The 12,941-nt window shown below is 60.9% G+C and carries 9 protein-coding genes; 5 read left to right on the top strand and 4 right to left on the bottom strand.

Features of this window, described 5'->3' with window-relative positions; translation table 11 throughout:
* Positions 1-34: 34 nt before the first annotated feature.
* Positions 35-3,109 (top strand): cation-translocating P-type ATPase, encoded by a 3,075-nt coding sequence (locus BAD_RS08320; RefSeq protein ID WP_011743876.1) that lies wholly within the window; start codon positions 35-37, stop codon positions 3,107-3,109.
* Positions 3,110-3,218: 109 nt separating this feature from the next.
* Complete coding sequence (dcd, locus tag BAD_RS08315; RefSeq protein WP_011743875.1) at positions 3,219-3,800, top strand: dCTP deaminase; 582 nt, start codon at positions 3,219-3,221, stop codon at positions 3,798-3,800.
* Positions 3,801-3,834: 34 nt separating this feature from the next.
* Here dcd and BAD_RS08310 read toward each other — a convergent pair whose 3' ends face one another.
* The 3 genes from BAD_RS08310 to BAD_RS08305 all read right to left on the bottom strand — a co-directional run bounded on the left by BAD_RS08310 (position 3,835) and on the right by BAD_RS08305 (position 7,129).
* Positions 3,835-4,614, bottom strand: coding sequence for an alpha/beta hydrolase (locus BAD_RS08310; RefSeq protein WP_011743874.1), 780 nt, complete (start codon positions 4,612-4,614; stop codon positions 3,835-3,837).
* 229 nt (positions 4,615-4,843) lie between these two features.
* The gene (locus tag BAD_RS09345) at positions 4,844-4,993 is read right to left on the bottom strand and encodes a hypothetical protein (RefSeq protein ID WP_158087787.1); all 150 of its coding nucleotides are present in this window, start codon (positions 4,991-4,993) and stop codon (positions 4,844-4,846) included.
* A gap of 51 nt (positions 4,994-5,044) precedes the next feature.
* Complete coding sequence (locus tag BAD_RS08305; protein WP_041777445.1) at positions 5,045-7,129, bottom strand: cation:proton antiporter; 2,085 nt, start codon at positions 7,127-7,129, stop codon at positions 5,045-5,047.
* A 179-nt stretch (positions 7,130-7,308) separates the two neighbouring features.
* On the opposite strand from BAD_RS08305, the gene BAD_RS08300 reads away from it, so the two are divergent.
* Positions 7,309-7,758, top strand: coding sequence for a nucleoside deaminase (locus BAD_RS08300; protein WP_041777564.1), 450 nt, complete (start codon positions 7,309-7,311; stop codon positions 7,756-7,758).
* A gap of 105 nt (positions 7,759-7,863) precedes the next feature.
* Positions 7,864-10,158, top strand: a complete 2,295-nt coding sequence (locus BAD_RS08295; protein ID WP_011743871.1) for an alpha-galactosidase — start codon at positions 7,864-7,866, stop codon at positions 10,156-10,158.
* 72 nt (positions 10,159-10,230) lie between these two features.
* On the opposite strand, the gene BAD_RS08290 is transcribed toward BAD_RS08295, so the two are convergent.
* Positions 10,231-11,457 (bottom strand): ROK family protein, encoded by a 1,227-nt coding sequence (locus tag BAD_RS08290; RefSeq protein ID WP_011743870.1) that lies wholly within the window; start codon positions 11,455-11,457, stop codon positions 10,231-10,233.
* A 185-nt stretch (positions 11,458-11,642) separates the two neighbouring features.
* Here BAD_RS08290 and BAD_RS08285 point away from each other — a divergent pair, with 185 nt between their 5' ends.
* On the top strand, positions 11,643-12,935 hold the full coding sequence (locus tag BAD_RS08285) for an ABC transporter substrate-binding protein (RefSeq protein WP_011743869.1): 1,293 nt from the start codon (positions 11,643-11,645) through the stop codon (positions 12,933-12,935).
* Positions 12,936-12,941: the final 6 nt, after the last annotated feature.

Here is a 12,941-nt window from a genome sequence, read left to right as displayed (position 1 = left end):
CTGACTACTCCGCGGCGCTCCCAAGGAGATCACCATGGATGATCGCAAGAAAGATCAGTCCATCCAGTCCCATGCCAATTTTGACGGCGATTCCGCTACGGGCGATCGCACGCAGATTCGGCAGGATCAGCAAAACCAGCAGCCGCCACAAATCGACCCGTCGCTTGCCGACGCGCAAGCCGTGGCCGCATCGCTCGGCGTCGATCCGAACACCGGTCTGAGCCAAGCCGAAGCTGAACGCCGACTCGCGCAATACGGGCCGAACGAGCTCGCATCCGCACCACCCGTGCCAAAATGGAAGAAGTTCCTGGCGCAGTTCAAAGACCCCCTCGTCTACCTGCTGCTCGCTGCCACCGGCATCTCGCTCATCGCATGGTTCATCGAAAAAGCCAACGCTGCGCCAGGCGCGGAAGGCGGCGAAATACTGCCGTTCGACGCCATCGTCATTGTGCTTATCCTTATCGTCAACGCGGTACTCGGCTACATTCAGGAATCGAAAGCGGAAGAAGCCGTCGAAGCGCTCTCCCAAATGACCGCGCCGCAAACCAACGTGCTGCGCGACGGCAAAATCGCACGCATCAACACCGTCGACGTGGTGCCGGGAGACATGGTCGTGCTCGGTGAAGGCGACTCCATTCCCGCCGACGGACGTCTGCTCGCCGCCGCCAGCCTGCGCGTGGCGGAAGCGAGCCTGACCGGTGAAAGCGTACCGGTCGGCAAAAACGTCGACACACTTGCCGAAGCCAAGGCCTTGGGTGATCGCGCCAATATGGTGTTCAACGGCACGTCCGTGACGCAAGGCACCGGCCGCGCAATCGTGACGAGCACTGGCATGCGCACGCAGGTCGGTAAAATCGCGGACCTTCTGCAGGCCACGGATGATGATGACAGTCCGCTGCAGAAGGAAATGAACTACGTTTCCAAGATTCTCGGCATCGCGGTGTGCATTATCGCGGCGGTCGTGCTGGTGGCGCTTGCGCTGACCGAAGGCTTCAACGACATCCACGACGTAATCGATTCGCTGCTGCTATCCGTTTCGCTGGCCGTCGCGGCCGTGCCGGAAGGGCTCGCCGCGATTCTGACAGTCGTGCTCGCGCTCGGCGTGCGCCGCATGGCCGAACATCATGCGATCGTCAAGAAACTGCATTCCGTGGAAACGCTCGGTTCCGCGTCGGTGATCTGCTCCGACAAAACCGGCACGCTCACCCGCAACGAGATGACGGTGGAACGCGTGGTCACGCCGAGCGGTGAGGTGCAGCTGACCGGCACCGGCTATGCGCCAGAAGGCAGAATGATTGCGATTGACGCGGCGGAAGCCGCGGGAATTACGGGAGCCGCCGAAGCGGCGCAGGCCGAGGCCGTCACCACGCTGGCCGTGGGCGCGATCGCAAACGACGGCGAGCTTCGCGAGACCGCCGTCGAAACCGTGCGGAACGGCGCGGATTCCGCTTCCTCTGCCAATACGTTATGGGAGGCCGTGGGCGATCCGACTGAGGTGTCGCTTATCGTCGCCGCACGCAAGGTGAAGGCCGATCGTAAGTACGCGAACTACACGCGCGTGGGCGAGATTCCATTCACCTCCGACCGCAAACGCATGGCCGTCGTCGCGCAGGACAACGCCGATGCCGGGCGTCTCACCGTCTTCGCCAAGGGTGCCCCCGATGTACTGCTCGGCTACTGCAGCCGAATCGCAGTCAACGGTGCCGTCCGCCCGATGACGCAAGGCGATCGCCAGCAGATTCTCGCAGCCGTGGAACGTCTGTCCGCCGAAGCGTACCGCACGCTTGGCCAGGCATACCGTCCGCTCGGCACCGCGTCGCTTGCCGATGTGCCGGGTGTGGCGATCAACGCCGCCGGCCATGTGGTCGATATAGCCGAGCAGAGCGACGTGCTGGAAAACGATCTGATCTGGGTCGGCATGGTGGGCATCATCGATCCGCCGCGCACCGAAGTGCGCGATTCCGTCGCCGAAGCGCACCGCGCCGGCATCCGTACTGTCATGATCACCGGCGACCATCCGCTGACCGCGGCACGCATCGCCAGCGATTTAGGCATCATCGACGCGACCGGTGCCGCGGACCTCGGCAGCACCGTGCTTACCGGCACCCAACTCGACGAGCTGCCGGACGAAGCCGCATTCGACAACGCCACCCGCAACATCTCCGTCTACGCGCGCGTCGCGCCGGAACACAAGCTGAAGATCGTCGAATCGCTGCAACGGCAAGGCAATATCGTGGCCATGACCGGCGACGGCGTGAACGACGCGCCCGCCGTCAAAACCGCGGATATCGGCGTCGCGATGGGCATCACCGGCACCGAAGTGACCAAGCAGAGCGCCAAGATGATCCTCGCCGACGACAACTTCAGTACCATCGTCGAAGCGGTGCGCGAAGGCCGTGGCATTTTCGACAACATCCGTAAATTCCTGCGATACCTGCTCAGCTCCAACGTGGGCGAGGTCTTCACGGTTTTCGGCGGTGTGATGCTGGCCGGCTTCCTCGGCATCTCGCAGCCGGGCAGCCAAGGCGTGACCGTGCCGCTGCTCGCCACGCAGCTGCTGTGGATCAACCTGCTCACCGACGCGGCACCGGCCTTGGCGATGGGCGTCGATCCCTCCACCGACGACGTGATGGCCCGCAAGCCGCGCAAACTCACCGACCGCGTGATCGACGGGCAGATGTGGGGCGACATCATCTTCATCGGCATCATCATGGCCGCCGTCACGCTGATCGGCATGGACATGCACCTCGCCGGAGGTCTGTTCACGGACCGTTCCGTGGATGCCATCGGACATGACGCGCAGATGACGGAAGCGCGCACGATGGGCTTCACCATCCTGGTCTTCGCGCAGATGCTTAACGCGTTGTGCTCGCGCTCGCATGACCAGTCGGTGTTCGTGGGGCTGTTCGCCAACAAGTGGCTGTGGGGTGCGATCGCACTGTCCACGCTGCTGCAGCTTGCGGTGGTCTACGTGCCGTTCCTCAACACCGCGTTCGGTACCGTGCCGCTGTCCGCGGGTGCGTGGGTCGAATGCCTCGGCCTGGCGATGATTGTGCTCGTCGCCTCCGAGCTGCGCAAGTGCGTGCTACGTGCGATGCATCGGCGGTGATGCTGGCTTATAGCGTCGACGGGCTAGACTGGACGACAGTTGGTGGGCGCGCGTTGGCTGCGCGCCCGCTCATATGACGATTGTTCCGGTGATGTTTGGAGGAATTTCGATGCTGCTGTCCGATCGCGACATTCTCGCCGCACAGGCCGACGGTCATATCTCACTCGATCCGTGGACCCCGGAGATGGTGCAGCCGGCATCGATTGACGTGCGATTGGACCGTTTCTTCCGTTTGTTTAACAATCATGCGTACACGTACGTGGATCCGGCTGAGAATCAGGGCGAGCTGACCGAACAGTTCGAAGTCAAACCGGACGAACCGTGGATCCTGCACCCGGGCGAGTTCGCGCTCGGGTCCACATGGGAGTATGTGAAGCTCGATGCATCCATCGCGGCTCGTCTTGAAGGCAAAAGCTCGCTCGGTCGTCTCGGCATCCTTACCCACTCCACCGCGGGCTTCATCGACCCTGGCTTTGAAGGTCATATCACGCTGGAATTGTCCAACGTGTCGACACTGCCGGTGAAGCTGTGGCCGGGCATGAAGATCGGCCAGATGTGCTTCTTCCAGCTGAGCTCGCCGGCCGAGCATCCATACGGCTCCGCCACCACCGGATCGCACTATCAGGGCCAGCGCGGCCCGACCCCGAGCCGTTCCTACGTGAACTTCTACAAGGCCGACATCACCGACTGATCCGACTGAGGCGATTGTTCTAACTGGTCCGGATTTACAGGATTCCCGGCGCGATGTTGTGCGCGGCAAGCCAATCGCGCAAATCGCTGAACTCCTCCATACTTACGGAATGGTCGAGCCCACGATAGCTTTTTTCCGTAAGGAACGTGTGCTCGTCCAGCCACGCGGCGGTCGCGAACAGTTCCGGCATGGGAATCACGGTATCGTTCTTGCCATAGCCGAAGAACGTCGGAATGTTGAGTTCAGCCACGCGATCGTCCGCCGGCGCGGTTCCCGCAACAGTGCCGGGCGCAAGAAAACCGGACAACGAAATCGTCGCCGCGTAGCGTTCCGGGTGCACGCGCAGCAAGTGAATCGCCAGCAGACCGCCCTGCGAAAAACCGATCGGCACCACGGCACGGTCGTCGGGAATGTTCGCCGAAACCCAATCGTCGATTGCTTTCGCTGCGGCGAATGCGTCACGGTCCAAATCCTCGCCGGTATCCACACAATCATGCAGCCACGAGTACGCGCCGGGTGCAAAGCGGCCAGCCGGCTGCAACGTCAGCGGCGCGCGCAACGAGGCAAAATCGTTGTATGGCGCGACGTAGCGCATCATGTCGGCCAAGTCCGTCTCGTTCGACCCCCAGCCGTGCAGGCACAGGAACAACGGTCGTTTCGGCGCGGTGTTGCCGCCGCCGTGCGAATACTGCACATGCGTGATTTGCAGCGGTTCACCGAAACGTCCCGGCACCACGTCCGATTCGCGGCCGATCAGCTTGGTCTTATCATTGCTGTCTGCGCTGCCTGTTGTGTTTTCGATTGCGTCGCTCATGATTTCCAATATAGCGTGCGATTGTGGCGTACGCTCGCAGTGCGAAAAGATCCGTGAAAAGGGACGTGAAACAAGCCGTGAAACAAGCTGGGAAAGGGAGGCGAAGCAAGCGGCGAAAAAAGAAGACCCCGGCGGGATTGGCCGCCGGGGAGAGAAAGGAGAGAGAAGAAGAAAGGGTTCAATTGTCGGGAACTTCAAGGTTCCTGGTCGGCTTGTTTCTGCTGACAATTCATATATAAACACCTGATGCTGAGCGCATGTCTGGTGTTTTCTGAAAACTTCCTGAGAATCCGATGGCGATTTCGTTCAGGCGCAATTTGGCACAGTTCCCGACGAACACGATTTCGGCTGGATGCGATTCCAGCCGATCGTCCGCCATTGCGCAATCGTCCGTCGCCACGCGATCCGAACGCCGGAAATCGAAAAAACGTCAGATCTGCGCGTCCGCATCCACGCTCATCACATACACGTTGCGTCGCAGCTGCTTGCTTTGCGCACGCGTGATGTCGCCGGCCTCATACATGTCCTGGATCACGCCCAGCTCGATGCCGTAGCTTTCGCGCTTGACCTCCTCGGCCTGTTCCTGCGCTTCGGCGCTGATGCCCATATTCGGACGCGCCCTCAACGCGGATTCGCTGCGTCGGTAGTCCAACAGTAGGCCGGAGCAGTGCTCGGTGTTGTACGTGTCGCCGCCCATCTCCTCATACAGTCGGTCGATCACATACTCGATGGCGTCCACCTGCACCACGCGCGTATGCGCGAACAGTTCGTCGTCGGAGAACAGCGGGGTGGTGCGGCGGATGCGGCTGTTCACGCGGCGCACCAGCGTGCCCGTACGCCTCTGCAACGCGCGGAGACGTCCCTTGAGACGCCAGATCGTGCGTCCGGAATTGTGCTCCGTCTCGATGTGGCGCAGCGAGCTCATGATCTGGTCGAGCAGGCGCTCGCAGGCCTCGGCCTCCAGGTCGTTCGCGGCGCGGTTCTCGGTCGGATTCGCTTTGATGGCCGCACGCACGCCCGCCAGACGGTTCTTGACGTATTCCTTCTCCCAATTCAGCGCGTCGATCTGCAGCCTCATATACCCCTGCGGATCGATTTCGCCGGTGCGTTGCTTCAGTCGCGTGATGCGTTTCGTATACGAGTCGATGACCATGAGCACCGCACGTCGGTTGTCGGGCGTGACGCGTCCCGTCAGCTCCTCGACGGTCCGCCGCAGCACTTCGATGGTGATTTCCGTCATTTCCGTGGACGTGTCCTTATTGCGATTCGGCGCGAGCAGCGGCAGCAGGAAATTCGCCAGCAGCAGCGTCATCACGATCACACCGCCGGCGATGAAGATCAGTTCGTTGCGCATCGGGAAATTCGCGCCCGCCGCGATTGTGTACGGAATCGTGAACATCAGCGACAGTGTGATGGTGCCCTTCGGCCCGCCGAACGTCATGACGGCCGCCGATCGCCAGCGCTTCGCCGTCATCTTGCGTCGCTTGCCGGTGGTGGTGTCGCGCGCCAATCGCAGCATCAGCGAAATCCATAGGAAACGCATGGCGATCACCACGGCCGAAACGGTCAGAATCGCAATCAAAAGCAGCCAATTGCTGACGCGTGGATCGTCCCAGCTGGCGGTCATCGCGGTCGGCAACAGCATGCCCAGCAGAATGAATACGGTGCCGTTCAGCGAAAACGACAGCACTCCCCATACGCTGGACGAGACGATGTTCGTGCGCGCCACGTTCGGGCCGATGCCGGTGCGGTCGAAACGGATGATCAGGCCGGCGGCCACCACCGAAAGAATGCCGGAAACGTGCACCGCTTCCGCGCCCAAATACAGGATGAACGGCAGGAACAGCTCCATCAGAATACGTGTGGTCATTGTTTCCCAGCCGAGGGAACGCATCGTTTCGAACACCACGTCAGCCACCATGCCCACGACGATGCCGAAGAATGCGCCGCCGAAGAAGGACGCCACGAATTGCATGGCCGATTCGCCCACTTCGAATACACCGCTGACGGCCGCCGCGATGGCGAACTGGAAGCCGACGATGCCGGACGCGTCGTTGAACAGCGATTCGCCTTTCAGCACGCTCGTCTGCCGTTGCGTCAGCGCCGCTTCCTTGCCGAGCGACGACACTGCGACCGCATCCGTCGGCCCAAGCGCGGCACCGAGCGCCAAAGCCGCTGCAAGCGGAATCGCCGGCCATACGGCATGCAACGCGAAACCAACCGCCACCATCGTCGCGATTGCCAAACCGATCGCCAATGACAACGACAGTTTCACCGATTTGAGCAGTTCCGATTTATCGATTTCGTGCGCTTCCAAATACAGCAGCGGCGCGATGAACAACACCATGAACAGTTCAGGGCTGAGCGTTACGTCCGGAAAGAACGGCAGTTGTGATGCCAGCGCGCCCAACGCGATCTGCACGAGCGGCGTGGAGACCTTGGGTATGAATCGGCTCAGGAACGAGGACAGTACGACGGCAGCGATGATGCATAGAATCAACTCGAATACCGCCAACGTGCCTCCTTTGCGCGTATTTCCAACCTTTTCCAGCCTACCAAGAGGCGGTTATGAGCGTGTTTCGCTATGGGCTGACGTTCGTGCCGCTTCGGTTGGGCGCGCAGGTCGGGCATGCAGGTCGGACGTGCGGACCAGTCGTGCGGAGCGGTCGTATGGCCGCCGCTACACTGTGGCGTATGCGATGGGACGATGATATGGAACTGGCGGTCGCGCTGGCCCGCGAAGCCGCCGCGGATGGCGAGGTGCCGGTCGGTGCCGTCGTGCTTGCCGCTGACGGCCGAGTGATTGGCCGCGGGCGGAACCTGCGTGAGACGCATGCCGATCCGCTTGCCCACGCCGAAGTCAAGGCGATGGCTGAAGCGGCCGCCTCGCTTGACACTTGGAATCTCGCTGATTGCACGCTTGTCGTTACGTTGGAGCCGTGCCCTATGTGCGCCGGTGCCTGCCTGCAGACGCATATCGGACGTATTGTGTTCGGTGCGTGGGATGCCAAGTTGGGTGCATGCGGTTCGGTATGGGATATTCCCCGCGATCCGCACGTCGGACTTGTACCGGAAGTGATTGGCGGTGTGCGCGAAGCAGAATGCGGGCGATTGATGACCGATTTCTTCGCGCGCCGACGCTAATTACTTTCCGAAAGAAACAAACACGCAGGGCGATGGGAAGAAAAGCGGTATGCAGTATCATCAAAGCGTCATACCAACCAAGAATCGCAAGAAAAGGATGCTGCAATGACGCTCATTCAGACTTTCCACGGCACCGCTTCCAACGGCACACCCCTTACCGCCGTGTATGCCGAGCAGCCGGCTGCCGCCGCAGCTTTTGCTCTGGTGTTCCCCGGCAGCGATTTGCCGAGATTCGTGCATTGGGGTCGCCCGCTCACCGCACCGGAAACCGTGATCAACACGTTCGACGCGCTCGCTCCGCAGCGTGTTTCCGGAGCCCTCGACTACACCGCATGGCCGAGCGTGCTGCCGACACAGTCCGAAGCGTGGTCCGGCTCTGACCGTTTCGACGTGCGCCGTGACGGCGTGGAACTGTTCTGCAAGTTCCAGGTCACCGACATCAAAGCCGAAACCGTGGCCGCCGGCAAAACCTACACCATGGCCGAAAAAGACGGCTACCCCAGCTGGAGCGTGGCCTCCGAGCCCAAGCAGACGCCTACCGTCACCGTCACTGCCGAGGACGTGGAACAATGCGTGAAACTTACGTGGACCTGTGAGCTCGATGAAACCGGCCTCATCCGCCAGCATGCGGAGGTGACGAACACCGGCGAGGGACGACTCGAGATCGGCAAGATCGAACTTGCATTCAGCGTGCCCGCCGACGCCAACGAGATCCTCACCACCACCGGTCACCATCTGCGTGAGCGTTCCCCACAGCGCCAGGACTTCACCATCGGGCGCTTCGCCAAATCCTCCATGATCGGCCGCCCCGACTTCGACGCCACCCTGCTGCTCAGCGTTGGCGAACACGGCTTCGGTTTCACCCACGGCAACGTCTACTCCGCGCACGTGGCATGGAGCGGCAACAGCGTGCTGTCCGCGGAACGACTGCCCTACACCACTGGCGTGATCGGTGGCAGCGAAGTGCTCTTCGGCGGCGAAGTCGGTCTGGAACACGGTGAAAGCTACACCACGCCATGGCTCGTCGGCTCTTACGGCGAGGGGCTCAACGAAGTCGCCTCACGCTTCCATGGTTACATCCGCCGCGTGCACCGCGACTGGCTCGTGGACCATGGCATCGCGCCCAAGCCGCGTCCGGTCATCCTCAACACATGGGAAGCCGTCTACTTCAACCACGATTACGACACCCTGACCGCGCTCGCAGACAAGGCCGTGGAAAGCGGCGTGGAACGCTTCGTCGTGGATGATGGCTGGTTCGGTGCCCGCCGAGACGACACCGCCGGTCTGGGCGATTGGCAGATCTCACAGGACGTTTGGCCCGATGGGGACAAGTCCCTCAAGGCGCTCGCCGACTACGTGCACGGCAAAGGCATGGAGTTCGGCCTGTGGTTCGAACCGGAAATGGTCAACCCGGACTCCGATATGTTCCGCGCCCACCCGGACTGGGTGCTGAAGCCCACCGCCAACCGTCTGCCGATGCAGGGGCGCACTCAGCAGGTCGTCGATCTCACCAATCCTGACGCGTACGCGTACATCTACGGCGCCATGGACAAGCTCGTCGGCGAACTCGGCATCGACTACATCAAATGGGATCACAACAAATACGTCACCGAAGCGGTGTCGCCGCGCACCGGACGTCCCGCCGTGCACAACCAGACGCTCGCCGTGTATCGGATCTTCACCGACCTGAAAGCGGCCCATCCCGGTCTGGAAATCGAAAGCTGCTCGTCCGGCGGCGGCCGCGTCGACCTCGGTATCCTCGAAGTCGCCGATCGTATCTGGGGTTCCGACTGCGTCGACCCGGTGGAACGCGCCGACATCCAGCGCTACACGTCGCTGCTCGTGCCGCCGGAGATGATCGGAGAGCACGTGGGCGCTTCCCCGGCGCATTCCACGCACCGCGCCACCTCCCAGGAGATGCGCATGGCCATGGCCTTCTTCGGCCACATGGGCATCGAATGGAATCTGCTCAAGGAACCGCAGGAGGACATCGACAAGCTCGCCGAATGGACGGCCGAATTCAAAAAGCATCGCGAATGGTTCGCCGTCGACACCGCGGTGCATTCTGACGCCGCCGATCCGGCCGTGCGCGTGGACGGCTGCGTCATGCCGAACAAGGCTGCCGCGATCTACCGCTTCACGCAGCTGACCACGTCGCAGACCTATCCGTCCGCCCCCGTACGTCTGCCTGGCCTCGACCCGGACGCCGTGTACGTGGTGTCCCCGCTCGACGTGAGCCTCGACCTGGCCAAGCAGGACATCGGCAACGGACAAAGCCCGCTCGGCTGGTGGACCGCCGATGGTGTGAAGATGACCGGCCGTGCGCTCGCCGCCTATGGCATCCGTCCGCCGGCGCTGCATCCTGCGCAGGCCGTCCTTTTCAAAGTAGTCCGCATCTGAGTATCTGTTTTGTATGGTGAGGCTGGTACTTTCGCGTACCGGCCTCACACTGCGACAGCGATTCCGAACGACTTACCCTACATACTGGCGAATGGCTTGCGCTGCGGCCGCTTTGCTCCACAGCGACCAGTCGTGCTCGGCGATTTCGAAATCGACCGGCGCGGCTTGACTATGCCGATACATATTGATGCCGTTACGCAGGTTGTCTATGCCGAGTTTCGCAATGAACGACGATTCGCCAGCGATCATGATTTTGTCGGGCATGGCAAGATTGGCGATGGTCGCGATCAATGTACCCAAACGGAAACAGGTGCGGTTCACCAGATTCGTGGCCTGCGTTTTGCTGGCGCGCGCTGCGGCCGCGAATTCGTCGAACGTCGCCGGATGTCCGATCATTTCCGAATATTCTGTTGCGATTGAATTGTCAGTTAGGCACGTCGCGCAACCTTTATGTCCGGAAATGCAGCGCGGCCCGTCGGGGTCGACCAGAATATGCCCGACCAGGCCATAGCTTTTGTCGGGATTGTCGATCGGCTCGCCGTTGACGGTGAGCGAATATCCCACGCCGATGCCGATCGTCACCACGGCGAAACTGTTCAATCCGACGCCCGAGCCGAACATGCACGCGTCCACCACCAATGAGTCGATGTCGTTGTAGATGCCGGTCGGCAGGCCGGTCGCCTCCTGGATCAACGCCGAAAACTCCACGGGCTTCGACCAATGCAGGAACGGCGCGAACGTCACCATCGAATCATCCACGATGTGTCCGCCCAACGAGACGCCGACCGCGCATGGCGAAGGCAATCCCGCCATTATCGCCTCGTCGGCGCAGTCCATGGTCAGCTGTTTGATGACGTCGACCACCGATTCCGGCGAATCGTCGTCGAGCGGCAGGTCATGGCAGCCGGTCACGATCTGCCCAAGCGCGTTTACTGTTACGGCAGTGATATGGGTGGTGTTGATTTTCATGCCGACGAACGTGCGCGCATTGGCGATGATGCGCAGTCCGGTCTGCGGACGGCCGCGACGTTCCGTATTTTCTTTCTGGATTGACTTTTGTGCCGATTTCCGCAAGAAATCTTTCGGTAACTTGCCGCCATGCCCCGCTGCCATTGGCGTCTCTTCGATCACGCCAGCGTAAATCAAATCACTGGTGATGCGCGATACCGCGCCTTGCGAAAGGCCAAGGATCTGTGCCAGCGTGATGCGCGAAATCGGACCGTACTTCATAATGCAGGCCGCAACCTTATGCGTGTACTCCGAGCCTTCAAACCAGTGTGGAATCGGGGAAATCGCCATATCGTACCGTCCTTATCGCCTATTTACTTTCCAAGAATAACAAAATAACCGTTTTTTATTTCCGTTCGATGCGGGCGCGCGGAAACTGGGAATGAAAACAAGCCGATTCTACAATTAAAAAGCAACGGAGGCTGGTAATGAAGCCGGCCTGCCGTGAAAAAGGAAAATACAAAGGAGTCGAGAGAATGAAACCTGATTCCAATGCCAACACAGGCACCTTCAGGCGGATCGCGGGCCGTGCTATTACGGCTGCATGCGCGATTGTGCTGACGGTTGGGCTCGCGGGCTGCGGCAACAGCACCGCCGGCACGGTCACCTTGGATTTCTTCCAATTCAAGTCCGAGGCGGCGGATTGGTTCACCGCCAAGGCGCGTGAATTCGAGAAAACCCATTCCAACATCAAAGTCAATGTCAACAATTCGTCGGACGCCACCACCGATCTGCGCACGCGACTGGTGAAGAACCGCGAACCCGACGTCATCACCATCAACGGCGACATCAATTACGGCATGCTCGCCGAAGCGGGCGTCTTCCACGATTTCACCGACGACGAGATCGTCGACGAGCTCAATCCGGGCATGGTGAACATCGCGAAGAGCCTCGTGCAGACCACCGACAAGTCCAAGAAGCGTCTGTACGGTATTCCGTACGCGGGCAACGCAAGCGGCTACATCATCAACGCCGATGTGTGGAAGCAGGCCGGCGAGGATCCGGACAATCCGCCGCAGACGTGGAGCGAATTCATCGCGCTGCTCAAGCGGCTCAAGGCCAAGGGCGTCACGCCGGTTGAGGCGAGCACCGCCGATCCGTGGACGTTGCAGGCGCCGCTTGCATCGCTGAATTCGACGCTGGTGCCGGAATCGGAATACGCGTATCTCAAGGACGGCAGCAAGACCTTCTCCGACTTGTGGACGCCCGTCAGCGGCAAGCTGATTGAAATTTACCAGAACTACACGCAGAAGAATCCGGCCGTCACCTACCAGCAGGCTACGCAGGACATCGCTTCCGGCAAGGCCGCGATTCTGCCGCTCGGCACGTACGCGATTCCGCAGATCCGTCTGATCAACAAGGACGCCAATCTGCGGTTCGCGCAGATGCCGGCCACCGACAACGTCAAGGAACAGCAGCTGACCGCCGGCGACGACGTGATGCTGACGATCGGCGCGCATACGAAGCATTACACCGAGGCTCGCGAATTCGTCGACTTCCTGATGAGCGAGGAGAACGTGCAGGATTACTCCAAGCAGCAGTCTGCGTTCACCCCGTACAAGGATACGTACGTCGGCGATGAAGCGTTGAATGGCGTGCTCGACTTCTACAAGGCCGGCAAGCTGGCTGATTTCTGTGACCACTACGTGCCGGCAAGCATCAACCTCGCCGGTTTCCTGCAGACGTTGGTGCAGTCGGGCAATACTAAACGATTCCTGAACAGCATGCAGTCGGAATACGACAAGATCGAAGCCAGGAACTTTAGGTGAGGGGAG

The sequence above is a fragment of the Bifidobacterium adolescentis ATCC 15703 genome (genome assembly GCF_000010425.1).
GTDB classification, from domain to species: Bacteria; Actinomycetota; Actinomycetes; order Actinomycetales; family Bifidobacteriaceae; genus Bifidobacterium; species Bifidobacterium adolescentis.
The sequence above is the reverse complement of the archived record's forward strand: the minus strand, read 5'-3'. Positions and strand labels throughout refer to the sequence as shown.